Below are 26,288 nucleotides of genomic sequence, written 5' to 3' on the forward strand. Positions count from 1 at the left end.
TACTGTTTTGAGATAAGATGAACATAAAAGCAACATCTAGAATAAATTTGCCCAAATAATCATGTATTATTGGCACATTAAATTCATGTCTACCTTGGAGATGTGCTGTGGCATTGGTTTTAGACGGTCGTGCATTAGCAAAGCAAATTGAAGAAAATTTGTCAGTACGTGTAGAAGCTTTAAAAGCTAAAACAGGTCGTACCCCAATTTTGGCGACTATTTTGGTTGGGGATGATGGCGCATCTGCAACTTATGTACGCATGAAAGGAAATGCTTGCCGTCGAGTTGGCATGGATTCTTTAAAAATTGAACTACCACAAGAAACGACAACAGAACAATTATTAGCAGAAATTGAAAAACTTAATGCTAATCCAGATGTACACGGTATTCTTTTACAACATCCAGTTCCTGCACAAATTGATGAGCGTGCATGTTTTGATGCAATCTCATTAGCTAAAGATGTTGATGGTGTAACTTGTCTTGGTTTTGGCCGTATGGCTATGGGCGAAGCTGCATATGGTTCGGCGACTCCTGCCGGCATCATGACCATTTTAAAAGAAAATAATATCGAAATTGCTGGTAAACATGCAGTTGTGGTTGGGCGTTCTGCAATTTTAGGTAAACCAATGGCAATGATGTTATTGCAAGCCAATGCAACAGTAACGATTTGCCATTCACGTACACAAAATTTACCTGAGCTGGTAAAACAAGCTGACATTATTGTAGGTGCAGTTGGTAAAGCTGAATTGATCCAAAAAGATTGGATTAAACAAGGTGCAGTGGTTGTCGATGCTGGTTTCCATCCGCGTGATGGTGGTGGTGTTGGTGATATCCAACTACAAGGTATTGAAGAAATTGCTTCTGCTTACACACCAGTACCAGGTGGTGTTGGTCCAATGACTATTACAACTTTGATTCGTCAAACTGTAGAAGCTGCTGAAAAAGCTTTAGGTTAATTTAATTAACGCTAGGCTGTTATTTGATATGCGTAACCGTCATCCGCAATTGTTTGAGGCAGAAATACGTTAAAAATTTAATGTTTCTGCGATGCTTTCGATTCTAGAGAGTATCTGCCGAGTTTTGCGGATGACAATGGTTTTGCCTACTTTTCCCGAAAGAAAAGTAGGTCCAACCGAAGGTTAAGGTAAAAATTCAAATCATAATGGAATGACTCTGTTATGCTTGTTATAAAAATGAATTAAAAGAAATCTGATGAGCTGCACCTTTCAATTGACCAAAGCCCCTGAACATTTACTTCAAGCACTCAATGAGGTTATTCCCAATTGTGAATTGATGGTACAACAGTTACCAGAAACACCTATTTCTTTATGGTTGATTCCACCTGTTTTTCCAACTGATCGCTTAGATGACGAAGTTATTCGCCGCATTTGGAATGATACGCCGTATTGGATCTTCTGTTGGGCTTCAGGTTTGGCGATGGCTCAGTGGTTACTTGCAGAGCCACATCATGTTAAAGATAAAGTCGTTTTGGATTTTGGAGCGGGTTCCGGTGTAGTCGCAATTGCTGCAAAAATGGCAGGAGCAAAACGAGTAATATGCTGTGATATTGATCAAGTTAGTTTAAATGCTTGCCGCGAAAACGCTTTGTTGAATGATGTTGAGCTAGAATATTTAGAGGATTTATATAAGGCTGAGCAAGTCGATGTTTTATTGGCAGCTGATGTTTTATATGACCAATGTAATCGGTTCTTCTTAGATGAATTTTTAAAGTTTGCGTCAGAAGTCTGGGTGGCTGATAGCCGTGTTAAAAACTTTAGTCACCCGAAATATCAAAAGATTGATGAAAGAAGTGCTTCTACATGGCCTGATCTGGATGAAGCTAAAGAATTTAGAAATGTGAGTTTTTATAAGACGCTGTAAAAAGAACAGCGTCTTTTTTTATTTTATGAACAAGTATAACGAACAACTTTTAGTGTGCTTGGACGTGCTTCAAGCGCTTGGCGAGTTGCATAGTCTTCACCATTATTTAAACTAGGTGTATTCGATAAACCAAAAGAAGCACGAGTTTCACCGAGTTGAATTCCATAATGCTCATCTTTTGCTGGATTAGGAATTTCGTTAATACTCAAAACTGATAATTTATAAACTTTCTGAGCGCCTAGCACATTTTGACAAGCGCGTTGTAATTTACGTTCATCGATTTGCTGGTTATTACGACCAGCTAAAGTGTAAGCTAAAGTCGCTGAAGTTTCTGTTTTGTTTTCAATCTGGTATCCAGTTGAACCATTATATTGTCGAGGGGTGGTCTGACAAGCAGTTAAAACAAACATACTACTTAATGCCAAGCATAAAATACTTCTATTCATCAGTATCGTCCTTATTTTCTTATAGCTAGTATCTCATAAAATACAGAGGTTGTTGGGGCTTAATCGCATGTTTGAGCTAACATCGGCGAACGATATTAGCTCTTATGAGAAAATTGTTAATGTTCTTTAATTTTCGAATGATGCTTGGTGTCTTTCATGAAAATATAAATAATGAGAGAAATGAAGATCATGATACTGACATAAATAAAGTACCAAGATTCATGTCCAGCTTCTTTAAAACTTAAAGCAAAGAACTCTGCTGTACCGCCGAATAATGTATTAGCAATTGCATAAGGTAAAGCTACCCCTAAAGCTCGGATATGAGCAGGGAAGAGTTCAGCTTTAACTACGGCATTAATTGATGTATAGCCAGTTACCATGACCAAACCTGCTAAACATAACCAGAAAGCAGTCCAATAGTTGTCTGTCGTTGCAAGGGTATTAAATAGAATATAAGTAAATAGAACCCCAGTTACACCAAAAGCGATCATGAGTGGCTTACGACCAATACGATCAGATAAAGCTCCCGCTACCGGCTGTAGACACATAAAAATAAATAGCGCTAAGGTTGTAATTTGGGTAGCTTCAGGTTTAGTAAATCCAGAAGTATTCACTAAATATTTTTGCAGATAAGTTGTGTAAGTATAGAAAGCTAATGTCCCACCAGCTGTTAAAAACAATACTGTGAACGCTTCTTTCGGATAATGTTTAAATAAAGCAAACATGCCTGATTTGGGCTGGTCTGTTTCAGTTTGAGCATTTTTAAAAGATTGGGTTTCTAATAGGCCGCGTCGAATACGGAAAACTACAATAGCAAGTAAAGCCCCGATAAAGAATGGAATACGCCATCCCCAATCATGAAGTTGTTCTTCGGTTAGTACCATTTGTAAGATTAATAGAACACATAGAGCTGTGAGCTGACCGGCAATCAATGTTACATATTGGAAGCTAGAGAAAAAACCTCGACGGTTTCTTTCCGCCATTTCACTTAAATAGGTAGCACTAGCACCATATTCGCCGCCTACACTTAAGCCTTGGATTAAACGAGCGACTACTAAAAGAAGAGGGGCAAATACACCAATACTTTCATAACTTGGTGTCACTGCAATAAGCAGCGAACCTACACACATTAATGTGACGGATAGTGTAAGGCCTGCTTTACGCCCTTTACGGTCTGAATAGATTCCCATAATCCATGCACCGATCGGGCGCATGAGAAATCCTACCGCAAAAATTGCGGCTGCTTGAAGGAGCTGAGCAGTTTGGCTACCTTTTGGGAAAAATGCATGAGCAAAATAGAGCGTGAATGCGGCATATACATACCAGTCGTACCATTCGACAAGGTTACCCGCAGAACCACCCAAAATTGATTTTAGGCGTGTTTTTGTATCTAAATGAGGTTGTGGAGTTGTTGCGGTAGAAGGTTGATCAACCATGAGTCGCTCCATGTTTCGCTTGGGTTGAATGCTAAAAGAAAAGATTTATTCCGTTTTTACATATTTTCTAGAGGAGTATTTCACTTTATTTTTTTTATGTCTGTAAAACAATGTTTATTATTTAAGCAAAGGAATAAGTTGAATATTTATGTGATTTCAAATTAGCCGATCAATATATTTTCATCATCTAATTCTCATATTTCGCATATTATTTTTCCCAAGTAGTAAAAAACTGATAAAGAATGAGTGATGTTTAGGCGAAGAATTCCTGTATACCTTAAAAATAATGATATATTCCAAAGAAAATTTTTAATAAATACAGTTAGACATAATGTTTTGGCATTGTGAACTAGATGTGTGTGGATAATGAAAGGGACATTCAGATGTCAAGTTGCCCGAAAAAATATATTGTGGCTTTCGATCAGGGAACTACAAGCTCAAGAGCAATCGTTTTAGATCATGATGCTAACGTTGTAAGTATTGCTCAAAGAGAATTTACTCAGATTTATCCGCAGCCAGGTTGGGTCGAGCATGATCCTATGGAAATTTGGGCAACACAAAGTGCTGTTTGGGTGGAAGCTCTAGCTCAAGCAGGTATTAAGAGTGAACAAGTTGCAGCAATTGGCATTACAAATCAGCGGGAAACCACAATTGTCTGGGATAAAAAAACGGGCAAGCCTATTTACAATGCGATTGTTTGGCAAAGTAGACAGACGACTGAAATATGCAATCAATTGCATAAAGCAGGATGGCAAGAATACATTCGAAAAACCACAGGTCTAGTGATTGATCCGTATTTTTCAGCCACAAAAATTAAATGGATTTTAGACCATGTTGAAGGAAGTCGTGAACGCGCTGAGCGAGGAGAGCTGTTGTTCGGTACAGTGGACACTTGGTTAATTTGGAAACTCACCAATGGGGCGGTCCATGTTACTGATTTTACCAATGCTTCACGGACCATGCTTTTTGATATAGAAAAGCTTGAATGGGATGAAAAACTTTTACAAGCTTTAGATATTCCTAGAGCAATGCTACCCGAAGTTCGTAGCTCATCTGAGGTTTATGGATATACACATACCATCAGTGGGCAAGAAGTAGGTATTCCAATTGCAGGAATTGCAGGTGATCAACAAGCTGCACTGTTTGGTCAAATGTGTGTTGAGTCAGGCCAAGCAAAAAATACCTACGGTACGGGCTGTTTTTTATTAATGAACACGGGTAAGAAGATTGTCCGTTCAGAGCATGGGTTACTGACTACTATTGCATGTGGTGCCAATGGTGAAGTGAACTATGCATTAGAGGGCGCCGTATTTAATGGTGGTTCTTGCGTACAGTGGTTACGCGATGAGTTAAAGGTCATTAAGAACGCTAAAGACTCTGAGCTTTATGCAACACGTGTAAAAGACAGCAATGGTGTATATGTCGTTCCTGCTTTTACCGGATTAGGTGCACCGTATTGGGACCCAACTGCGCGTGGAGCAATTTTTGGTCTGACACGTGGTGCCAGTATTGAACATATTATTCGTGCAACTCTCGAGTCGATTGCTTTTCAAACTCGGGATGTTTTAGATGCTATGCAGCAAGATGCAGAAGAAGAGCTTCGCACACTTCGAGTTGATGGTGGAGTAACCGAAAATAATTTCTTGATGCAATTTCAGGCCGATATTTTAGCGACACCAGTAGAACGTCCCATAATGAAAGAAACCACTGCTTTGGGGGCGGCTTTCCTAGCTGGATTGGCGACGGGTTTCTGGCAAGACCTTCACGAGTTAAGGAATAAATCTGCCATAGAAAAGGTATTTGAACCGAAAATGTCTTCTGAGCAATCCGAGCTGATTTATAAAGGATGGCTCAAGGCAGTGAAGCGTAGTCAAAGTTGGGCTGAGGATTGATCTATTCTTTAGCTGGTTGAATTCAATAGTGGGGTAATCAATTAACGATTAAATACTTGGTTATTTAAAATTGATTATTCTACTTTTTTGATTGTTGTTTCATCAATTTGATGGTTTAATTTTTATAAGATCAACAATAAAAAGAAAATGAGAAATGACAGTACAGCCTAATGATTATTCAAAAATATATGATCTTGCCGTAATTGGTGGCGGTATTAATGGCGTCGGTATTGCTAATGATGCAGCAGGCCGTGGTCTGTCCGTATTTTTATGTGAAAAAGATGATTTAGCTAGCCACACCTCATCTGCTAGTAGCAAATTAATCCATGGTGGTCTGCGCTATTTAGAACATAAAGAATTTAGATTGGTTAGAGAAGCTCTAGCAGAGCGTGAAGTGCTATTGGCTAAAGCTCCACATATTATTAAACCTATGCGTTTTATTATGCCTCATCGACCACATTTACGCCCTGCATGGTTAATTCGTGCAGGACTGTTTTTTTATGATCACTTGGGAAAACGAGAAAAATTATTAGGTTCGAATCTTATTTACTTCAGAGAAGATAGCCCTTTAAAACCAGCTATCACGCGTGGTTTTGAATATTCTGACTGTACTGTAGATGATGCACGTCTTGTAGTGTTAAATGCACTACAGGCCAAAGAGCAGGGTGCTAAAGTCGTGACACGAACACGATGTGTTAAGGCTTATAAAGAACAAGAACTGTGGCATTTGGAATTACAAAGTGGGGCTGAGTTTTATCAGATCCGTGCAAGAGCTTTAGTGAATGCGGCAGGACCTTGGGTCGAGAAAGTTATTAGTGAAAATCTAAATTTAAGATCGCCTTATCAAATCCGATTGATCCAAGGAAGTCATATTGTTGTACCAAAACTATATGATTGTCATAAAGCCTTTATTATGCAAAATGAAGACCGACGCATCGTTTTTGCAATTCCATATTTGGAAAAATATACGTTGATTGGTACGACAGATCAGGAATATACAGGTGATCCACAAAAGGTAGAGATTACCGATGTAGAAATAGATTACCTCTTAACAGTGACAAATTCACATTTTAAAAAGCAGTTAACTCGAGCTGATATTGTAAGTCAGTACTCGGGTGTACGAGCGTTATGTGATGATGAGTCAGATAATCCATCTGCAATTACCCGTGACTATACTCTGGCGCTGCAGAGTGAACATAAAAAAGCACCTTTGTTATCTGTATTTGGCGGCAAGATCACGACTTATCGGAAATTGGCAGAGGCTGCTTTAGAAGATCTATCCCCGTTTTTTAATAATATGGCAGAGGAGTGGACTGCAAACGAGCCATTACCGGGAGCCGAAAATTGGACAACATTAGATGATTTAACGCATCAGATTCAGTCACGTATAAGCGGAGTTTCTGAGTCACTTGCCAACCGTTGGGCGCATGCATATGGCACAAGAGTGTGGAATATGCTTCAAGAGCGAAATGCATTAGAGCAATTAGGCCAAAATTTTGGACATAATCTATTTGAATGTGAAGTTAAATATTTATGTGAATATGAATGGGCGAGTACTGCTGAGGATATATTGTGGCGTAGAACTAAACTCGGTCTAGCATTTAATGAAAAACAAGTAAAAGTATTAGAAGCTTATTTATCTGAGCGTCGACAAAAAGATGATGCCGCATAATAAAAAAGGCCGCACATAGCGACCTTTTTTATATTTGGCAATTAGAAGCCAGTTTTTACAGCTTCAAGTAAAGCTGCTTGACGTTCTTTTAATGCTTTAGGTAAGCGATCACCTAATTTATTAAATAAATCAGTGTGGCTTTCAATTTCAGTAATCCACTGATCTTTATTTTGAGCTGTGATGAGGTCAAACTCTTCTTTAGAGAATTCAGTACCTTGCCAGTTCAAGTCGTCATATGTTGGAACAAGACCAATTGGTGTTTCAACAGCATTTGCACGACCTTCACAACGGTCAATGATCCACTCAAGAACACGCATGTTTTGACCGAAACCAGGCCATACGAAGTTGCCTTCAGCATCACGACGGAACCAGTTTACGTTGAAGATTTTTGGTAATTTATTACCGGCAGCTTCAGCTTTTGTACGTACTTCTTGACCAATGTTTAACCAGTGATCGAAGTAGTCAGCCATATTGTAGCCAGCAAATGGAAGCATCGCGAATGGGTCACGACGAACGATACCTTGTTGACCAACAGCAGCAGCAGTAGTTTCAGAACCCATAGTTGCAGCTTTATATACACCGTCAACCCAGTCGAAAGCTTCAGAAACTAAAGGAACCGTATCTGCACGGCGACCGCCAAAGATAAATGCAGAAATTGGAACACCTGCTGGATTTTCCCAGTCAGCATCGATAGAAGGACATTGACCAGCTGCAACAGTGAAGCGAGCATTTGGATGCGCTGCTTTTTCACCATTTACGTGAGGTTGACCTTTCCAGTTTGTTAAGTTTGTTGGAACTTCTTTAGAAAGACCTTCCCACCATACTTGACCATCTTCAGTAACCGCTACGTTTGTATAGATAACATCTTTGTGAAGAGTTGCCATACAGTTAGGGTTAGTCTTGGTATTTGTACCAGGAGCTACACCGAAGAAACCAGCTTCAGGGTTAATCGCATATAAACGACCATCTTCACCTGGTTTGATCCATGCAATATCGTCACCTACAGTTTCGATTTTCCAACCTTCATAGCCTGCTGGCGGAATTAACATTGCAAAGTTCGTTTTACCACATGCAGACGGGAATGCAGCAGCGATGTAGTGTTTTTCACCTTGAGGGTTAGTTACACCAAGAATAAGCATGTGTTCAGCTAACCAACCTTGTTCGCGTCCCATGACAGAAGCGATACGAAGAGCTAAACATTTTTTGCCCAGTAATGCGTTACCGCCGTAACCAGAACCGAAAGACCAGATTTCACGAGTTTCTGGATAATGAACGATGTATTTTTCAGGGTTACATGGCCAAGCAACATCTTGTTGACCTTCAGCAAGTGGAGCACCTACTGTATGTACACAAGGAACAAACTCACCGTCTGTACCTAATACGTCATAAACTGCTTTACCCATACGAGCCATTTTACGCATGCTAACAGCAACGTAAGGAGAGTCAGTTAACTCAATACCGATATGAGCAATATGGCTACCTAAAGGACCCATAGAGAAAGGAACAACGTACATTGTACGGCCTTCCATTGAGCCTTCAAATAAACCATTTAATTTTTCACGCATAACAGCCGGGTTTTCCCAGTTGTTTGTCGCACCAGCATCTTCTTTATTTTGAGAGCAGATGTAAGTACGGTCTTCAACACGTGCAACGTCAGATGGGTCAGAATTTGCAAGATAAGAACCAGGATGTTTTTCTTGGTTTAATTTCTGCATGGTGCCGTTAGCGATCATCAAGTCGATTAGACGTTGATACTCTTCTTCGCTTCCGTCACACCATTCGATTTTTGCTGGTTTGGTTAAGTTTGCAATTTCTTCAACCCATGCGATAAGCTTAGGATGACGAACGAATTCTGGTGCGTTCACTGTGGTCATGGTGAGGCCTATTCAAAATATGTACAACGTACAAGTCATTCATTGAGAGGTACAATGAAAGATCAAATAAAAAAGTGGCTGTATTAAAGCACAAAATCATAAAAAAAATAAGACTAAAGACTAAGAAATAGATATTTTGATTTTTAAATTTTTTATTATTTGAATCAATAACTTGTGTTTTTTTACAATATCTTATTGGTCATATTTTTATGTTGTATGTATGTTATTTATCATATTTATTTCTTTAAAAATCAACATTTTGAATTAAATTTTTTTCTTGAGAATTATTATTGATTATATAGATGATGTTCATTCAAAATTTACATAAAGGGACTTTTATTAGACGTTTTTATATACAATATTTGTGATGAATCCCTCTAAGATAATAAAAATGCGGACTTTAAAACCTCTCTCTATCATCTATAACCAAAAATCGGGTTTTCATGCGTCAAAACATGAAGATATGTATGAGCAGTTAATGACTTTATTCACCGAATTTGGTTTCGAAATACAAGTTTTTGAATTGGCAGAAGATGTTTCCTTTGATGATTTGATGAGTCAAGTGATCCATCGGCATAGTCAAAACACAAATTTAGGCGTTGTCGTTGCAGCGGGTGGGGATGGAACCTTAAATGCAGTAGCGTCAAAGCTTAGACATACTCATATTCCTATGGGAATTTTACCTTTGGGAACCTTTAATTATGTCGCTAAAGTTTTAGATATACCCTTAGATTTGTTAGAAGCTGCTGAAGTTATCGCTACAGGTACATCTCGTTCTGTACATATTGCGACTATTAATGATCATGTTTATTTGAATAATGCGAGCCTAGGGTTGTATCCATTATTTATAAAAAAACGTGAGCTTTATAATAAGTACTTAGGACGTTTACCTTTACATGCCTATACCTCAGCTCTGGATGTCTTATTAAGAGAAAATAAATCCATGAAACTATCTGTCACAGTTGATGGGAAGAAATATCCAGTTAAAACACCTTTAATTTTCTTTGGTAATAACCAATTGCAATTGTGTGATATGAAATTAAGGATTGCCGATTGTGCTGCACAAGGACGGGTCGCTGGAGTGGTCATTACAAAAAGTGATAGGCTTAGTTTATTAAACATGTTGTGGCAGTGGATTCAAGGCAAAGTAGAAGAAGCACAAGATGTTTATAGTTTTTGTGCAGATCACGTTGTGGTTGAATGTGCAAAAAAATCGAAACTCACAGTTGCTTTAGATGGTGAAATAATAGAGATGAAACCCCCTTTAAATTTCACTGTAGAAAAAAATGCTTTAAATATTATGGTGCCAAATGTTGTTACATCTGTCTGATCTGCATTTTGGAACAGAAATTGATGCCTGTTTAGATGCAATTCGGCTTTTTTGTACCGAACATAGACCTGAAGTTATTGTTGTGAGTGGAGATATTACTCAGCGTGCTCGATATCAACAGTTTTATAATTGTCGTCAGTTTTTAGATAGTCTTAATATTCCTTACCTTGTTGTGCCTGGTAATCATGATATTCCGTTGTACCATGTCTGGAATCGTTTTTTTTCACCATTTACTCGCTATCAATATTTTTTTGGTCAGCTTGAACCAACTTTAGAAACTGAGAATTTTTATATTGTCGGAGTGAATAGTATACGTCGCCGCTATCATACTCGTGGACATATTTCGATTGAACAAATTCAGATGACTTATGAGCGATTACAACGAGCACCAAAAAATAAAATCAAATTAGTTGTTTTTCATCAGCCTTTTTATACCCCGCCTGATGATGAGCATGGTATTAAAGATTGTCCTGTATTAGGAAAAATGGCTCTAGAAAAATGGAGTACGACTGGGCTATTTGGTATGTTGCATGGGCACTTACATAAAACTGCTGTATATGATTTAACGCAAATTTATCAATTAAAGATTGATCATCCTATTTATGATATTCATGCAGGAACAGCAACTTCTAGCCGTTTACATTACCATGTTCCGAATAGTTTTAATGTCATTTCAAATGAAGGAAAAATTAATCATTATTGGTTTAATGATGATTTAAAGGTTTTTCAATTAATTTAATTTATAAAAACACTATAAGACATTTAACTTAAGAGTAGATTGATAAAATTTTATCCATTACAATGCCTAAGCTCAAATTCTATATATGGGGAATAGAAAAACATTTTAAATGTTTTATCATTTTAAAAATAATATTAATGGATGCATAAAAATTTTTAACTATATAAAAAGCCGCAATTTTAAGTAGCTATAATAAGGGGTTAGTGTTTTATGATAGTTAATAATATTTGATTAAAATGAGTATCTATTTGACTTAATATTTTAGAGAAACTTAATAATTATTTAAAAATTCATGGTGGAAAAATGGTACAAGTATCATTAATGGCAAATAATGCTTCAAAAAATAATCCAGTTGATATTAATGTAGGCCAGACAAAAAATATTGTAGTAGATCCTAAAGAAATCGCAAAAATCGATATAAATCCAGAAAAGATTGCTTCAATAACAAGAGACGGAAATAGTGCAGTTATTCATCTAAAAGATGGAACTGAGATTGTTTTAGAAAACTTTTTTGTAAGTGAAAATCCACAAATTATTTTAAATGACGGGCAACGTTATTGGACTGCCAATTTGGGTGAAGATGCTACCGGGCAGACTAGTGTTAATTATTTAGAATTAAAAGATGTACCAAAGTTTATAGATTCTTCATCTTCTGTACCTATCTGGTCGTGGGTAGTTAGTGCTTTAGCAGGGGCAGGAACAGTTGCTTTATTGTCTCGAAAAGATTCTAAAGATACGACGCCCCCTGAGCCAGGTACTTTGAATCTCAAAAATTTTTTAGATTCTGGAGTTTCAACAAACGACCAGATCACTCAAGACAAAAACTTTAATTTAAAAGTTGAAGGACAGGAAAATGGTAGCCGAGTAGCGTATTTAGTCTCTAGTGATGATGGAAAAACTTGGCAGGAAACAACGGTTGTTCAAAAAGATTTAACTGATGGTGTATATCTTTATAAAGCCGTAGTAACGGACCGAGCGGGAAATGCTTCGGAAACTGCTATACAAAAAGTTGTTGTAGATACTACGGCGCCAAAAGCAGGTGAACTGACTTTAGCTGATTTGACTGATACGGGTGTTTCGGCAACAGACCAGATTACGCAAGATAAGAACTTCAATTTAAAGCTTGAAGGACAGGAAAATGGTAGCCGAGTAAAGTATTTAGTCTCTACTGATGATGGAAAAACTTGGCAGGAAACAACAGTTGCTCAAAAAGATTTGGCTGATGGTATTTATCTCTACAAAGCCGTAGTGACAGACATTGTAGGGAATACGTCAGAAACTGCTATACAAAAAGTTGTTGTAGATACAACAGCGCCGAAAGTAGGCGAACTAACTTTATCCGATTTGAACGATACAGGCGTTTCGCCAACAGATCAGGTTACGCAAGATAAAACTTTTGATTTAAAGGTTAGCGGACAAGAAGTGAATAGCCAAATCACTTACTGGATATCGAAAGATGATGGAAAAACTTGGCAGGAAACAACAGTTGCTCAAAAAGATTTGGCTGATGGTATTTATCTCTACAAAGCCGTAGTGACAGACATTGCAGGCAATGTATCTGAAAGCGCTATACAAAAAGTTGTTGTAGATACTACGGCGCCAAAAGCAGGTGAACTCACTTTAGCTGATTTGACTGATACAGGTGTTTCTGCAACAGACCAGATTACGCAAGATAATAATTTTACTTTGAAGCTAGCTCAACCGATTGTGATCGGAGAGCAAGCTGCTTTATTAGACCACTATGAAGTTTCAAAAGATGATGGAAAAACTTGGCAAGAAACAACAGCTGATCAAAAAGATTTAGCTGACGGTGTTTATCAATATAAAGCTGTAGTAACAGACGTTGCAGGGAATACCTCAGTATCTGCTATACAAAAAGTAGTTGTAGATCATTCCTTAAATGTTGAATCAACTACAGTAACTGTAAAGCCGATTACCGAAGACAATACAATAAGTCTAGTTGAAAAAGATCAAATTATTTCTATAAGACTGGAAGTAGGTAACCTACCAACAGATTTAAATAGTTCACTGACTTCAGTAAATACGACTTTAAACGATGTTGTTTATAACTTTCATTTTGATGAGGTCACCCAAGAGTGGGTTACTGAAATTCCAGCAGAGTTCTTGTGGTCAGAAGAATCGCAAACCAATATATCAATTGATATTAGTCTTACTGATCAAGCTGGCAATACAGCCATTATCAAACATACCCAAAATTATAATGTGGATCATACTCCGAATTCACCAACCCTAGATTCACTGACTTTCAATAATATAGATGGAGCTATCATTTCAGGTAGTGCATATAAAGGAAGTAAGGTCGATATCTACAATAAAAATGGTGATTGGCTTGCAAGTACAATAACGAATGAAGAAGGTAAATATACTTTACAAGATCTTTCAATTAACTCAAATCAAGAAGTTTACGCAGTCGCTACTTATAATGGTTATAGCAGTGAAAATTCATCAATTAGACTAGTTACTGAAGTTCCAGCTATTAGTATTACAAGAATTAGTCCAGAAGGTTTGATCACTGGTTATGCGACTGAAGGTAGTCATTTTATTGTAAAAGATCAGAATGGAAATATTCTACAAGAGTTTAACTCCATTGCATTTGAGGGCTCTGGTGTTACGCCTTTTAGTGTAATGGCATTAGGTGAAGTTAGACCATTTACTTTGTCCCTCGATCAGCCTTTGGAGGAAGGGACTCAAATTATTATCTCTACAGATAAAGATAATGTTTCAGGTCATCCACAATATATTACCGCAGACTATACGCCCGCGGTATTTATAGAAACTCCACAGTTTGATGTTAGTGGTGAAACTTTATCAGTACATGTTAATGAGCCGAACAGCTTTATTCGTGCATTTTCTGGAGAAGGCAATTTAATTGCTACAGGTTTTACCGATGAACAAGGCTTTGCAAGTTTAGTTGTTTTCCAATTTTTAAAAGAAGGCGAATCGGTTACCGTACAGGTAGTGGATAAAAATCAGAATGTTAGTGAAACCCTAATTGAAGTTCCAAACTTTGCTTATATTCCACATGTCGAACGTATTACACAAGAAGGCTTAATTTCTGGAGTTGCTGAAGATAATAGTACGGTAATCGTGCGTGATGCTGAAGGAAATGAATTAGGAAAGGTTACATTAGGTGATGATAATAGTTGGAATGAATTTAGCCATTTTAGCTTGAGTGTAAACCGACCTTTAATTGATGGAGAGCAAATTTCCGTTCAAATTATTGATAATAAAGGTTTGATGAGTCCTGAGCAGAATATCATTGTAGATCTGACTCCTCCACCTATTCCAACAGATTTAAATTTCAATGATGCTGGTGATCTAGTTTATGGTCATGCAGAACCTTTCTCTGAAATTTTAGTTAAAGATGGACAAGGAAACATTCTTAATAAATGGTTCTGGAATAACTGGACCGATGAAAGTGGAAGTTTCTCGATAGAACTAGGTATGTTTTTAACCAATGCCGAGACAGTTTATGTCACGGCTACAGATGTAAATGGAAATGTAAGTTTAGCAGCTCAGATACAGGCGCCTAACTATGCTTTTGCCCCATATGTAGATAGCTTTACTTCGGACGGAGTAATAAGTGGGCAAGCTGAAAATAATAGTACTCTCATTGTTAAAGATGCCAAAGGGGAAATCGTAGCTGAAATTAAAGTCGGTGAAGATAACGGTTGGAATGGATCAAGTTATTTTAAACTCCAGCTTGAGCGTCCTCTTGTTGATGGTGAGCAGTTGTTCTTATCAATCACAGATGCGCGCGGACAAGTAAGCACCGATACTGTAATTACCGCTGATACGGTTGCTCCTACACCAGCTACTAATTTAGTTTTCTCAGAAGATGGTTCATATCTTACAGGTATAGCAGAACTGAACACTACGATTCAGGTTTTTGATCATAATGGTCAGCCATTGAATATATGGAATAATACCGTCAACTCGGATGGTACATTTACTATTTTCTTAGGCAGCAATAATTTACATGGAGAGGCATTCACGGTCACCGTTAAGGACCAAGCCGGAAATGTGAGTGAAGCTGTTTCAATCAAAGCTCCACTTGATGATATTGCACCGGATCCAGTTAAAAATATTTTACTTGATGCTAACGGTCAAAACTTTACAGCACAAGCAGAAGCAAATAGTCAGATCGAAGTTTTTGATTCATTGGGTAATCAGACGGGTTGGGGCTCTACAGATAGTGCTGGTCATGTCTCAGGCTTTTTCAGTCAAATCTATTTACATGGTGAAGAACTTACTTTTGTTGTTATAGATCGAGTAGGTAACCGAAGTGTCGAATTTAAGCAAAATGCTTTAATTGATACCATTGCACCAAATTCGATTGAAAATATTATCTTCAACGAAGATGGTCAAAGCTTTACAGCTCAGGCAGAAGCTGGAAGCTCTATTGATGTATTCGATCAGGATGGAAATAAGATTACTACTAGTTATACCGATAGCTTAGGTAATGTATTTGGTTATTTCCCGCAAGTTTACTTACACGGTGAGGAACTTACTTTTGTTGTAGTAGATCGAGCGGGTAACCGCAGTGCGGAGGTCAAGCAGAGTGTTTTGAATGACGATGTCGCACCAAATCCGATTGAAAATATTGTATTAGATATCAATGGGCAGAACTTTACAGCTCAGGCAGAAGCAAATAGCCAAATTGAGATTAAAAATGCCAATGGTGATGTCATCGGGTATGGATCAGCAGATAGTACAGGCAATGTTTCAGGATCTTTTTATCAAGTACATTTACATGGCGAAGAGCTCACGTTTGTTGTCGTTGACCGAGCGGGTAACCGTAGTACAGAAGTTAAGCAGAATGCCTTGATTGATGATATTGCACCAAATGCAATTGAAAATATTTTACTCGACTCAAACGGTCAAAACTTTACGGCGCAAGCAGAAGCAAATACTCAAGTTGAAGTTAAAAATGCTGCGGGTGAGGTCATCGGTTCAGGTTACGTAGATGGCGCTGGTAATGTGTCAGGTTATTTATATCAAGTCTATTTACATGGAGAAGAACTCACTTTTGTTGTCGTTGACCGAGCAGGTAACCGTAGTGCAGAAGTTAAGCAGAATGCCTTGATTGATGAGATTGCACCAAATCCGATTGAAAATATTGTACTTGATGCGAACGGACAGAACTTTATAGCTCAAGCAGAAGCAAACACTCAAATTGAAGTCAAAAATGCTGCTGGTGAAGTCATAGGGTCTGGTTCAACTGATAGTATGGGTAATGTTTCAGGTTACTTATATCAAGTCTATTTACATGGAGAAGAACTCACTTTTGTTGTCGTTGACCGAGCGGGTAACCGTAGTGCAGAGATCAAGCAAAACGCTTTAACTGATGACATTGCACCAAATCCGATTGAAAACATCATCTTCAATGAAAACGGTCAAAACTTTACAGCGCAAGCAGAAGCAAATACTCAAGTTGAAGTTAAAAATGCTGTGGGTGAGGTTGTAGGTTCTGGTTATGTAGATAGTGCTGGTAATGTCTCAGGTTACTTGAATCAAGTTTATTTAAAAGGTGAGGAACTCACTTTTGTTGTGATTGATCAAGCTGGTAATCGGAGCGTTGAGGTAAAACAAACAGCTTTTCTTGATAATACTGCGCCGGAAAATGCGACTAATTTAGTATTTAGCGAAGATGGTTCATATCTAACTGGTATGGCTGAACCCAATGCTACGATTCAAATATTTGATCAGAATGGCCAATTATTAAATCTTTGGAATAATAATGTTAATTGGGATGGAACATTTAGCATCTCTTTAGATACTAATTATTTGCATGGCGAAGAGTTTAAGGTAGTTGTAGTAGATCGGGCGGGTAATTTGAGTGGTGGGGTTACTGTAAAAGCACCGATTGATGATGTTGCTCCTATGGCTGCAAGTAATCTCACGTTTAGTGAAGATGGTTCATCCCTTTCTGGTGTAGCTGAGCCAAATACCTTCATTCAGATTTTTGATCAAAATGGTCAACAGATGAATACGTGGAATCAGAGTGTAAATGCTGATGGTACATTCACTATTTCTTTCGGTACTTATAATTTACATGGTGAAGAGTTCACAGTCACTATTAAAGACCGAGCTGGAAATGTGAGTGAAGCTGTTTCAGTTAAGGCTCCATTTGATGATATTGCGCCAAATCCGATTAAGAATATTGTACTTGATGCGAACGGTCAAAACTTTACAGCACAAGCGGAAGCAAATAGTCAGATTGAAGTCAAAAATGCTGCTGGTGAAGTCATAGGGTTTGGTTCAACAGATAGTATGGGTAATGTTTCAGGTTACTTATATCAAGTCTATTTACATGGAGAAGAACTCACTTTCGTTGTCATAGACCGAGTAGGTAACCGTAGTGATGAAATGAAGTTAAATGCTTTGATGGATACCATTGCACCAAATCCGATTGAAAATATTATCTTTAATGAAAATGGGCAAAATTTTACGGCACAAGCAGAAGCAAATAGTTTTATTAGTGTCAAAAATGCTGCGGGTGAGTTTGTCGGTTATGGTTATGTCGATAGCACTGGTAATGTGACAGGCTATTTCAATCAGGTTTATTTAAAAGGTGAGGAACTCAATTTTACTGTTATAGATAAAGCAGGTAATCAAAGTCTTAAATTTAAGCAAAATGCTTTAACTGATGATATTGCACCAAATCCGATTGAAAACATCGTCTTAAATGAAAATGGTCAAAACTTTACAGCTCAAGCGGAAGCAGATAGTCGAATCGAAGTTAAAAATACTGCGGGTGAGGTTGTAGGATCTGGTTCAACCGATAGCATGGGTAATGTTTCTGGTTACTTATATCAAGTCTATTTACATGGAGAAGAGCTCACTTTTGTTGTAGTTGATCGAGCGGGTAACCGCAGTACAGAGATCAAGCAGAATGCTTTGATTGATGATATCGCACCAAATCCGATTGAAAATATTGTGCTCGACTCAAACGGCCAAAACTTTACGGCGCAAGCAGAAGTAAATACTCGAATTGAAGTCAAAAATGCTGCGGGTGAGGTTGTAGGTTTTGGTTATGTAGATGGTGCTGGTAATGTGTCAGGTTATTTTAATCAAGTCTATTTACATGGAGAAGAGCTTACTTTTGTTGTAATTGATCAAGCAAGTAACCGAAGTGTTGAGGTTAAACAAAATGCTTTAATTGATGATGTTGCACCACCAGCTGCTTCAAATATTACATTAACCTCCGACGGATTGCTTTTTGGTGAGGCTGAGCCAAATGCAACGATTGAAATTATTGATCAATATGGTGCAGTTATCACAACAACTTATGTTTGGTACGATGGCACATTTAATCAATGGATTAATCTGAGTCAATACCAGACACAAAATTTGAGTATTGTTGTCAAAGATATTGCTGGTAACCGAAGCGAAGTTGCTCATCAGTTAGTACCTGTATTTTCGAATTCACCAATTACTGCAACAGAGCTAAAACTAGATATAGATGGCCATATTCTGACAGGAAAGGCAACAGTAGGAATGTCGATTGTTGTTACATCTATTGATGGTCAGATCATTAATGGAGGGTGGAATAATGCCGTGAATGAAGATGGTAGTTTTACTATTCAGTTAATTGATTACTATCTACAGGGACAGACATTACAAGTTCGAGTTTATGACCAGAATATCAATCAATATAGCCTAATCTCTGAAATTATTGCGCCTTTAGACAATATTGCTCCAGTAATTAATGATGTGGTGATTAGTAATGACGGTTATGGTATTACGGGACAAGCTGATCCGAAAGTAATCATTAAAGTAATGGATGCGGATGGAGATTTACGAGCAGAATTTCAATCGGATGAAGCTGGATATTTCAATGCTAGTATTTATCCACCATTATTACGTGGAGAGCAGTTATTTATCACGGCAACAGATTTAGCCAAAAATATAAGTACCCCACTTAATATTACTTTTAATCCAGATACTAATGCACCACCAACAGCAGATCAGGTCGTTGTATCTGAAAATGGTTTATTTATTGAGGGAACTGCTTCACTAAATAGTGAGGTGCGTATTTTTGATGTGTATAGTAATTATATTGGTGGTGGTTCTGTAGATGAAACAGGGCATTTTAATATCCAGTTATACTCACCTCAGGCGAATGGGCAAACTTTACGCATTGTTGTGGAGCAAAATGGCTATCAAAGTGCTTACACCGAAATTAAGGCACCCATAGACATCGTCGCGCCAAATGCAGCAACTCAGCTTGTTTTAGCAGATGGAAATATACTTTCAGGACAAGCGGAAGCATATTCAACGGTTAATATTTTTGATGTTAATAATAATTTAGTTGGTCAGACTACGGTTGGAAGTAGTGGTACTTTCTTGGCGCAATTATGGTCACAATATTGGCATGGCGAAACATTGACGGTAAAAATAGTTGATGCCAATCAAAATGTGAGTGTGGGTACAACGGTTGTTGCTATAAATGATACAACAGCACCGAAAGTGGTCACCCAGCTTGCCATAAATGAATGGGGGAATTGGCTGGTAGGACATGCCGAAAGCAATGCTACTGTTGAAGTGACTTATTATTTTGCTGATCAAGAACCTTCTGTAACAAGTACTACGGTCATGGCAGATGGAACTTTCTCTACTTATGTGGATGGGACTGCAACATCATTTGACCTTACTGTTATTGATCGTGCTGGAAACCGTAGTGAAACCATTAGCCAAATAATTAGTGATTTACCTACCATCACTGTTGATCAATTTAAAGGTGATGCTACGGATAATACATATGTAGTTGATCATATAAGTGATTTTGTTGAAGAATATACTGTTGAGCCGTATGCAACATATAAAGATGTTTGGGTTGATAATAGCTATATGTATCCAGAATGGATTAATGAAGGGCATTATGAACAGATATGGCTTGTTGATGGATATTATGAACAACAATTAATAACAGATGTATATTATGAAAAGCAGTGGATCATAAGTGGTTATTCGACTATACAAAAAATATATATAAATCAAGATAATATAACTTATATAGATAATGGCACGGCAGAGAGCGACTATAGTCGATATGTAGAACAACATTATGATGCTGTAAATGAACAATGGCAAGAAGGCTACGAACTGACCTATATACGTTCAGAAGAAGGCTGGGTTGATACTAGTCATTTTGAAGATATCTATTTTGATACAAGTCATTATGAAGATGTTTGGGTGGATGCTAGCCGTTATGAAGATGTTTGGGTAGATACTAGCCACTATGAAGATGTTTGGGTAGAAAGTGGCTATTGGGAGAACCAGCTTGTCGAATCAGGCTACCGAGATGTCGATTTTGGGGGACACGATAAAATAGTTAGCTCTGTGAGTTATAGTCTGGTTGGATATTCTGATTGGTCGACAGATCTAGAAAGCGGGCGTTATGTTGAAGACTTAGAGTTGGTTGGTTCTGCTCATCTCAATGCAACAGGTAATGCTTTAGATAATCTTTTAACAGGTAACTCTGGTAATAACGTTTTGAATGGGCGTGAAGGTAACGATACCTATATGACTAATGAAGGTGCTGATACCATTCTGTTCCAATTGCTAAATAGCCAAGATGCGACAGGCGGGAATGGACATGACACGGTGTTAGATTTTACTTTAGGTGATGTACGAACTGACCCCCAAGCTGACAAAATCGATTTAAGTGAACTATTGATTGACTATTCTAAAGATGTGAACACATTAGCGAAATTTATTACTGTTGAGCAAGATGCTGGAAACACGACTATTAGTCTTGACCGAGATGGTGAAGGTACAATGTTTAGTAGCACGTCATTGATAACCTTAAATCAGGTCAATACAACATTAGATGAATTGTTAAATAATCAGCAACTATTTGTTTAAAAATAAAATTTATCTTTATAAAAGAGGCTATGAAAATGGCCTCTTTTATTTTTTGCTTTAAATTTAATAAAAACTCTTCACAACCTGTTAAAAAATGACCAAAAAAGATAAGTTTTTTTTCATTTTCCCCTTGAAGCCTTTTTTTTCATCCCCACAAAAGTGACATCTAAATATTTTGTTATTGCTCTGGATTAAAGCAATAACGATTAATCAAAAAGACTTAGTCTGATGGAGTTAATTATGAGCAACATTCGTCCATTACATGATCGCGTTGTAATTCGTCGCGTAGAAGAAGAAACCAAAACTGCTGGTGGTATTTTACTTCCAGGTTCTGCTGCTGAAAAACCATCTCAAGGTGAAGTAATTGCAGTAGGTAATGGTCAAATCACTGAGAATGGCGTACGTGCTTTGGATGTTAAAGTTGGTGACAAAGTATTGTTTGGTACTTATGCAGGTACAACAGTGAAAGTAAGTGGTGAAGAACTCTTAATTATGAAAGAGTCAGACATTTTAGCTGTGTTGGAAGGCTAATCAATCCATAACTCAATTCATTATCAGATTCAGTATTTAAAAAGATTCGGAGTTTAATATGTCAGCTAAAGACGTAAAATTTGGTGATTCAGCTCGCTCAAAAATGATTGCAGGTGTAAACGTACTTGCAGATGCGGTTAAAGTGACTTTAGGCCCTAAAGGTCGTAACGTTGTTATCGATCGTTCTTTCGGTGCTCCGCACATCACTAAAGACGGTGTAACTGTTGCTAAAGAAATTTCATTAAAAGACAAGTTTGAAAACATGGGTGCTCAACTTGTTCGTGAAGTTTCTAGCAAAACTAACGACATCGCTGGTGACGGTACGACAACTGCAACTGTACTTGCTCAAGCAATTTTGAATGAAGGGATCAAATCTGTAACTGCAGGTATGAACCCAATGGATTTAAAACGTGGTATCGATATCGCAGTAAGAACTGTAGTTGAAAATATCCGTTCAAATGCAAAACCAGCTGATGATTTCAAAGCGATCGAACAAGTAGGTTCTATCTCTGCAAACTCTGACACTACTGTTGGTAAACTTATCGCTCAAGCGATGGAAAAAGTAGGTAAAGAAGGCGTAATTACTGTAGAAGAAGGTTCTGGCTTCGAAGACGCATTAGACGTCGTAGAAGGTATGCAGTTTGACCGTGGTTATATCTCTCCTTACTTCGCAAACAAGCAAGATACTTTAACTGCTGAACTTGAAAACCCATTCATCCTTCTTGTTGATAAGAAAATCAGTAACATCCGTGAATTGATTTCTGTTTTAGAAGCAGTTGCAAAAACTGGTAAACCACTTCTTATCATCGCTGAAGATGTTGAAGGTGAAGCACTTGCTACGCTTGTTGTAAACAACATGCGCGGTATTATTAAAGTGTGTGCTGTTAAAGCTCCTGGTTTCGGTGACCGCCGTAAAGCAATGCTTCAAGATATTGCAATCTTGACTGGCGCAACTGTTATTTCTGAAGAAGTTGGTATGTCTTTAGAGCAAGCGACTCTTCAAGATTTAGGTACTGCGCACAAAATCACTGTTTCTAAAGAAAACACAGTTATCGTTGATGGTGCGGGTGATGCTGCTGGTATTGCTGAACGTGTTCAACAAATCCGTGCTCAAATCGAAGAATCTACTTCAGAATATGACCGTGAAAAATTACAAGAACGTGTTGCTAAATTAGCAGGCGGTGTTGCTGTAATTAAAATCGGTGCAGCGACTGAAGTTGAAATGAAAGAGAAGAAAGACCGTGTAGACGACGCGCTTCATGCAACTCGTGCTGCGGTTGAAGAAGGTGTTGTTGCTGGTGGTGGTGTTGCTCTAGTACGTGCGGTAAATGCATTAGACAACTTAAAAGGCGCTAACGAAGATCAAACAGCGGGTATCAATATTTTACGCCGTGCGATCGAAGCTCCACTTCGTCAAATCGTTGCAAACGCTGGTGACGAGCCATCTGTAGTCATCAATGCTGTTAAGAATGGTGAAGGTAACTTTGGTTACAACGCCGCAACTGGTGAATATGGCGATATGTTAGAAATGGGTATTCTTGACCCAGCTAAAGTAACTCGTTCTGCACTTGAGCATGCTGCTTCTGTGGCTGGCTTAATGTTAACTACAGAATGTATGATTACTGACATTCCTGAAGATAAACCAGCTGTTCCAGATATGGGTGGCATGGGTGGTATGGGCGGAATGATGTAATATCGCATCAACGCTTTAACCAAAAAAAATCCCTGCTTATGCAGGGATTTTTTTTATTTTTCACATAATTTTAAGAAATAATTAAGTTCACTTGCTTATATTAAAAAACAGGAACAGCAGCTAGAAGTTCCTCTTTTGTTACAACCATGCTTATTTACTTGTAGGCATGGTTTTTTTTAGCCTAATAAAATAATTAACCAAGTAATAGCGATGATAGAGAGTGCAACAAACTGAGCCGCACTTCCCATATCTTTTGCATTTTTAGAAAGTTGATGTTTCTCAAGAGAAACACGATCAACCACTGCCTCAATAGCCGAGTTGAATAGTTCCACGATCATTGCAAAAAGACATACGATAATCAGTAATACATGTTCGCTACGGCTCACATCAAGAAAAAAACTAACTGGGATCAAAATAATATTTATCAAAACAATTTGGCGAAAAGCGGCCTCATTTTTATAGGCTGCTTTAAATCCCGAAATGGAGTAGCCCGTAGCATTGAGTATGCGTTTCAGACCACTTTTACCCTTATAAGGAGAATAGCTATTCATTTACTTATATTTCTGACACTTTTCATGCATTATATAATTTGGGTCTTAAAAAATTATTAAATCTTTTTTAAAGATTTCGACTTTATAACTTGATAGAGAAGAAGAGATGAAAAAATTATGTGTCGCTTTGGGCCTTGCAATTGGAAGCATACATACAAGTTATGCTGAGCCAAGTACAACCACACAAGTGCCGGGATATTATCACCATCAATTTGGCAACTACCGTGTAACTTCTTTGCTTGATGGTACGATTTACTTAAATCCTGAATTATTTAAAAATTTAAATCAGGCACAAAAAACTAAAATTTTAACTAAATATGCTGCTGTTAATGAGAAAGGGATTCAGACTTCGGTAAATGCATTTTTAGTTGATGACGGCAAAAGCTTAACACTTGTAGACAGTGGGGCAGCAAGTTGTTTTGGACCGCAACTGGGTTCGATTGCAAAAAATATTGAATTGGCAGGTTATAAACTTGCTAATGTAAAAACTGTTTTACTTACTCATTTACACCCAGACCATGTGTGCGGTATTACTCAAAATGGAAAAGCTGTATTTCCTAACGCAACTGTATATGCCCATGAGCGTGAAGCTGATTATTGGTTAAATCCTGCTTCTGAAAAAACAGTACCAGCAGACAAAAAAGAAAGTTATTTGGGCACGGTTAAAAATGTAAAAACTGCTCTTGCTCCATATCAAGCAAAAAAAGCATTTAAGACATTTAAAGACGGCGATGTTATTCAAGGTTTTGAGGTGATTGATACGCGTGGTCATACACCAGGTCACCATAGCTTCCGCTTAAAAAGTAATGATCAGCAAATCATTTTTGTTGGAGACATCGTACACTCACATTCTTTACAGTTTGATGCTCCAAAAACAGGAGTTGATTTCGATGTGAATTCTGAGCAGGCGATTAATACACGTTTAAAAATGTTTGCTGAAATTTCAAATAAGCAGCAATGGGTTGCAGCGCCTCATTTACCGTTTCCGGGCATTGGTCATGTTTATAAAGTAAATGCTGAGCAATATCAGTGGATCCCACTTTATTTTGACAATGTCGTAGAGAAATAAAAAAACAGGGCATTTATTGCCCTGTCTTTTCTTCATAACGTTATTTATTTTTTGGCTTTTTCAAAGTTAATGACTGCTTCACGGCCAAGTGCTGGGTCATCTGTAAAGACACCATCAACACCCGCTTTGAAATAGGCTTCAAATTCTTTTAAAGCACCAGATGGGCAGCGCTCAGCTGGCTTATCTTGACTGCATTTTAAAGGCTTTGGTAAAAAGTTGTTTTCTGGACGGAAAGTATAAGGATGCACTTTTAAGCCAGCCGTATGTGCATCAGAAATAAATGAAGTCGTCTGAACTGAACCATTATCATTAAAGTTAAGGATATAGCCTTTACTTGGTCCTACACCGTTTGCGTATTTAGCTACGTTTTTTAAGCCTTGTGCTGTGGCTAAATCAGCATAAGTTTTAGTTTCGCCAGCTTCAACGAAGTCGGCTGGTTGAGAGGTTTTAGCATCATATAATTGAATGATTTGTGCATGTTTAAGTGTCTTATGAAGGTCGAGCTGATCTTTTAAATATTTTAAATTACTCACTTCAAAAGACTGTAAATAAACAGGTGCAATATCACGTGTATATTCATATTTGGCTAAGGTTTTAAGAAGGGTATCTTCCATTGCCAATTTCTGGTTTTTAAAGTAAGTCGGATGTTTAGTTTCAATATATAAGCCAATAATTTTGCCCGTTTTCTTGTAATTTGCTTCAGCCAGCTCAATCACTTGTTCTAGAGTCGGGACCGGGTAAAGGTCGTTATAGGCTGTGTTTGCAGGTCGGAACTCTGGAATACGTTCACGCGCTTTAAGTTGCTGTAATTCACTTAATGTGAAGTCTTCTGTAAACCAACCTGTTAGGTCTTTACCATCAATATTTTTTGTTTTTTTACGGTCTGCAAACTGAGTTAAAGTACTTACATTGGTTGTTCCACCAATCTCATTTTCATGACGAGTAACCAATACGCCGTCTTGTGTAGACACTAAATCTGGTTCAATAAAATCTGCACCATCATCAATAGCTTTTTGATATGAAGCTAATGTGTGCTCAGGACGTAAAGCGCTCGCGCCACGGTGGCCTACCACCAAGATTTTAGGAAGTTGATATTCAGGTGTGGTCGGTGAATTTTCAGTTTTATCGTCGTCATTACAACCCACCAAGCTAATTAAACTTAAGCATAAAAGTGCTTTTTTAAACATAATTCTACTCATATTGTTTTAGTCGAAACGCATTTAGTCTGCTCATTGAACTTGACGTGATCATGAAGAATTCATGAATTTTCAGTGACACTTGTT

The 26,288-nt window shown here is 37.8% G+C and carries 15 protein-coding genes; 10 read left to right on the top strand and 5 right to left on the bottom strand.

The genetic code is table 11. From position 1 onward, the window contains the following. Positions 1–107: 107 nt before the first annotated feature. Both folD and SOI81_RS03870 read left to right on the top strand, forming a co-directional pair. The gene (gene folD, locus SOI81_RS03865; RefSeq protein WP_016140185.1) at positions 108–956 is read left to right on the top strand and encodes a bifunctional methylenetetrahydrofolate dehydrogenase/methenyltetrahydrofolate cyclohydrolase FolD; all 849 of its coding nucleotides are present in this window, start codon (positions 108–110) and stop codon (positions 954–956) included. A gap of 256 nt (positions 957–1,212) precedes the next feature. Continuing rightward, positions 1,213–1,881: a class I SAM-dependent methyltransferase gene (locus SOI81_RS03870; RefSeq protein ID WP_239976035.1), complete on the top strand. Its 669-nt coding sequence runs from the start codon at positions 1,213–1,215 to the stop codon at positions 1,879–1,881. A gap of 23 nt (positions 1,882–1,904) precedes the next feature. On the opposite strand, the gene SOI81_RS03875 is transcribed toward SOI81_RS03870, so the two are convergent. After that, the gene (locus tag SOI81_RS03875) at positions 1,905–2,327 is read right to left on the bottom strand and encodes a hypothetical protein (protein WP_016140187.1); all 423 of its coding nucleotides are present in this window, start codon (positions 2,325–2,327) and stop codon (positions 1,905–1,907) included. 116 nt (positions 2,328–2,443) lie between these two features. Further along, positions 2,444–3,775: an MFS transporter gene (gene kgtP / locus SOI81_RS03880; protein WP_080649424.1), complete on the bottom strand. Its 1,332-nt coding sequence runs from the start codon at positions 3,773–3,775 to the stop codon at positions 2,444–2,446. Between the two features lie 371 nt (positions 3,776–4,146). Here kgtP and glpK point away from each other — a divergent pair, with 371 nt between their 5' ends. Both glpK and glpD read left to right on the top strand, forming a co-directional pair. Further along, the gene (gene glpK / locus SOI81_RS03885; protein ID WP_125697394.1) at positions 4,147–5,655 is read left to right on the top strand and encodes a glycerol kinase GlpK; all 1,509 of its coding nucleotides are present in this window, start codon (positions 4,147–4,149) and stop codon (positions 5,653–5,655) included. A gap of 154 nt (positions 5,656–5,809) precedes the next feature. Next, entirely contained in the window at positions 5,810–7,327 is a 1,518-nt protein-coding gene (gene glpD, locus SOI81_RS03890; protein ID WP_320541250.1) for a glycerol-3-phosphate dehydrogenase, read from the top strand. 41 nt (positions 7,328–7,368) lie between these two features. On the opposite strand, the gene pckG is transcribed toward glpD, so the two are convergent. Beyond that, positions 7,369–9,201, bottom strand: coding sequence for a phosphoenolpyruvate carboxykinase (GTP) (gene pckG / locus SOI81_RS03895; protein WP_016140191.1), 1,833 nt, complete (start codon positions 9,199–9,201; stop codon positions 7,369–7,371). Between the two features lie 391 nt (positions 9,202–9,592). On the opposite strand from pckG, the gene SOI81_RS03900 reads away from it, so the two are divergent. The 5 genes from SOI81_RS03900 (at position 9,593) to groL (ending at position 23,385) form a co-directional block, all read left to right on the top strand. After that, entirely contained in the window at positions 9,593–10,531 is a 939-nt protein-coding gene (locus SOI81_RS03900) for a diacylglycerol/lipid kinase family protein (RefSeq protein ID WP_239976033.1), read from the top strand. Next, positions 10,512–11,270, top strand: coding sequence for a metallophosphoesterase family protein (locus tag SOI81_RS03905; RefSeq protein ID WP_320541251.1), 759 nt, complete (start codon positions 10,512–10,514; stop codon positions 11,268–11,270). Before SOI81_RS03900 ends, SOI81_RS03905 begins: the two co-directional genes overlap by 20 nt. 303 nt (positions 11,271–11,573) lie before the next feature. Further along, on the top strand, positions 11,574–21,161 hold the full coding sequence (blp1, locus tag SOI81_RS03910) for a biofilm-associated Ig-like repeat protein Blp1 (RefSeq protein WP_320541252.1): 9,588 nt from the start codon (positions 11,574–11,576) through the stop codon (positions 21,159–21,161). 240 nt (positions 21,162–21,401) lie between these two features. Continuing rightward, the gene (gene groES / locus SOI81_RS03915) at positions 21,402–21,692 is read left to right on the top strand and encodes a co-chaperone GroES (RefSeq protein WP_002120604.1); all 291 of its coding nucleotides are present in this window, start codon (positions 21,402–21,404) and stop codon (positions 21,690–21,692) included. 58 nt (positions 21,693–21,750) lie between these two features. Continuing rightward, positions 21,751–23,385, top strand: a complete 1,635-nt coding sequence (groL, locus tag SOI81_RS03920) for a chaperonin GroEL (RefSeq protein ID WP_016140195.1) — start codon at positions 21,751–21,753, stop codon at positions 23,383–23,385. A 176-nt stretch (positions 23,386–23,561) separates the two neighbouring features. Here groL and SOI81_RS03925 read toward each other — a convergent pair whose 3' ends face one another. Continuing rightward, complete coding sequence (locus SOI81_RS03925) at positions 23,562–23,936, bottom strand: diacylglycerol kinase (protein WP_002118962.1); 375 nt, start codon at positions 23,934–23,936, stop codon at positions 23,562–23,564. Between the two features lie 106 nt (positions 23,937–24,042). On the opposite strand from SOI81_RS03925, the gene SOI81_RS03930 reads away from it, so the two are divergent. Then, positions 24,043–25,005, top strand: coding sequence for an MBL fold metallo-hydrolase (locus SOI81_RS03930; RefSeq protein WP_239976030.1), 963 nt, complete (start codon positions 24,043–24,045; stop codon positions 25,003–25,005). Between the two features lie 44 nt (positions 25,006–25,049). Here SOI81_RS03930 and glpQ read toward each other — a convergent pair whose 3' ends face one another. Further along, positions 25,050–26,192 (bottom strand): glycerophosphodiester phosphodiesterase, encoded by a 1,143-nt coding sequence (gene glpQ / locus SOI81_RS03935; protein ID WP_320541253.1) that lies wholly within the window; start codon positions 26,190–26,192, stop codon positions 25,050–25,052. Positions 26,193–26,288: the final 96 nt, after the last annotated feature.

The organism is Acinetobacter pittii (assembly GCF_034067285.1).
In the GTDB taxonomy this organism is placed as follows: Bacteria; Pseudomonadota; Gammaproteobacteria; order Pseudomonadales; family Moraxellaceae; genus Acinetobacter; species Acinetobacter pittii_E.

Excerpts from the sequence above, each read along its gene's own strand:
- groES (WP_002120604.1), top strand. The coding sequence starts at position 21,402 with ATGAGCAACATTCGTCCATTACATGATCGCGTTGTAATTCGTCGCGTA.
- glpK (WP_125697394.1), top strand. The coding sequence starts at position 4,147 with ATGTCAAGTTGCCCGAAAAAATATATTGTGGCTTTCGATCAGGGAACT.
- kgtP (WP_080649424.1), bottom strand. The coding sequence starts at position 3,775 with ATGGAGCGACTCATGGTTGATCAACCTTCTACCGCAACAACTCCACAA.
- glpQ (WP_320541253.1), bottom strand. The coding sequence starts at position 26,192 with ATGTTTAAAAAAGCACTTTTATGCTTAAGTTTAATTAGCTTGGTGGGT.
- blp1 (WP_320541252.1), top strand. The coding sequence starts at position 11,574 with ATGGTACAAGTATCATTAATGGCAAATAATGCTTCAAAAAATAATCCA.
- groL (WP_016140195.1), top strand. The coding sequence starts at position 21,751 with ATGTCAGCTAAAGACGTAAAATTTGGTGATTCAGCTCGCTCAAAAATG.
- SOI81_RS03900 (WP_239976033.1), top strand. The coding sequence starts at position 9,593 with ATGCGGACTTTAAAACCTCTCTCTATCATCTATAACCAAAAATCGGGT.
- pckG (WP_016140191.1), bottom strand. The coding sequence starts at position 9,201 with ATGACCACAGTGAACGCACCAGAATTCGTTCGTCATCCTAAGCTTATC.
- glpD (WP_320541250.1), top strand. The coding sequence starts at position 5,810 with ATGACAGTACAGCCTAATGATTATTCAAAAATATATGATCTTGCCGTA.
- SOI81_RS03875 (WP_016140187.1), bottom strand. The coding sequence starts at position 2,327 with ATGAATAGAAGTATTTTATGCTTGGCATTAAGTAGTATGTTTGTTTTA.
- SOI81_RS03930 (WP_239976030.1), top strand. The coding sequence starts at position 24,043 with ATGAAAAAATTATGTGTCGCTTTGGGCCTTGCAATTGGAAGCATACAT.
- SOI81_RS03925 (WP_002118962.1), bottom strand. The coding sequence starts at position 23,936 with ATGAATAGCTATTCTCCTTATAAGGGTAAAAGTGGTCTGAAACGCATA.
- SOI81_RS03870 (WP_239976035.1), top strand. The coding sequence starts at position 1,213 with ATGAGCTGCACCTTTCAATTGACCAAAGCCCCTGAACATTTACTTCAA.
- SOI81_RS03905 (WP_320541251.1), top strand. The coding sequence starts at position 10,512 with ATGTTGTTACATCTGTCTGATCTGCATTTTGGAACAGAAATTGATGCC.